This is a genomic window from Streptomyces sp. NPDC058964 (assembly GCF_042741275.1).
Lineage (GTDB): Bacteria > Actinomycetota > Actinomycetes > Streptomycetales > Streptomycetaceae > Streptomyces.
This window is the reverse complement of sequence record NZ_JBHYKH010001007.1, coordinates 1-1224: the sequence shown is the minus strand read 5'-3', so window position 1 is coordinate 1224 and position 1224 is coordinate 1. Positions and strand designations below refer to the sequence as shown.

The window sequence follows — 1224 nt, the reverse complement described above, 5'->3', positions numbered from 1 at the left end:
GCCCCGGTCCACCCAGACCCGGTCCGGGGCGGACACCAGGACGTCGGTCACCGACGGGTCGGCGAGCAGCGGCTCCAGTGGGCCACTGCCGACGAGCTCCGAGCGCAGCTTTCCGGCGGCTGCGAGGATCTCGGCGTCGCCGAGCACCCGCCCCTGCTCCCGCAGGGCCTGCGCCACACGCGCGGGCGTGGGCTCCGCCCCCCTCTCGGCGAGCCACCGCCGCACCCCGTCGAGCATCGCGGGCGCCGGGCCGGGACGAGGGCCCACGAGGGCCGCGGCTGCCGGCGCCCCGTCGGCGGCGGGCCCCGGGGACCGTCCTGCGCGCAGGCCGAAAGCAAGCCCCGACGCCGGTCCCGGAACCACTCCCCCTCCTATATCGAGTGCTGAGAGCGTCTCCCGAGATCGTCCCGCGACGGACCCCGAAACCAGCCCCTGGCGCCGCCCCGAACCGAGCCCGGCGATCCGGCCCGCGGCCGCCTCCGTCCCGCCCCCTGCGCCGGCCGTCCCCGCAGCCGCCCCGGACACCGGCACCGCCCCAGGGGCCGCCCGAACGGCCCAGCCCGGGACGCCACCCCCCGCGGTCGGCCGCCGCGCCGCCCTCTTGAGCCCCACTGACGCCTTCACGCCGTTCCACCCCCCGTCTCCACCAACGTCCGCTCCCAGAAGGCCCGGCAGAAGCGCGCCAGCGGTCCACGGGCGGAGGCGCCGGGAGGGCGCTTGCCGTCGGTGGCGCGCAGGAGGCCGGACTCGACGGGCACCTCGCCGGCCAGCGGCAGTCCGAGGAGCCTGGCCACCTCGCGGTCGTCGAGGCCCGAGTCGTACGGCCCCCGGGTCACGACGCGCAGATCGCGCAGCACCATGCCGACCGCGGCCGCCACCCGGCCGGCCGCCGCGACGGCCCGCAGCTCGGCCGGGACCACGAGAAGCCCGACGTCGAGCTGGGCAAGGACCTCGGCGACGCCGTCGTCGATCCGGCGCGGCAGGTCCACGACGACCGTGCCGCCCCTGCGCCGGGCCGCGGCGAGCACGGCACGTACGGCCTGGGACGGCACCCCGACGCAGTCACCGCGGTCCCAGCTGAGCACCCGAAGCGAATGCAGCTCGGGCAGCGACTCCTCCAGGGCGCCGCCGCCGACCCGTCCGCGCGAGGCCGCGAACGCGGGCCACCTCAACCCTGTCTCTGATACACAACTCCGAGCCCACCATACAAGGTACAAACAGGGG

1 protein-coding gene and 1 pseudogene are annotated in these 1224 nt (G+C 77.3%); both read right to left on the bottom strand.

What is annotated here, in order from left to right:
• A pseudogene (locus ACFW2E_RS47230) lies at positions 1-363 on the bottom strand (secretion protein); the annotation flags it as partial.
• A gap of 257 nt (positions 364-620) precedes the next feature.
• Positions 621-1224: septum site-determining protein Ssd (gene ssd / locus ACFW2E_RS47225; protein WP_384478442.1), on the bottom strand; the 604-nt coding region annotated here is incomplete at its 5' end.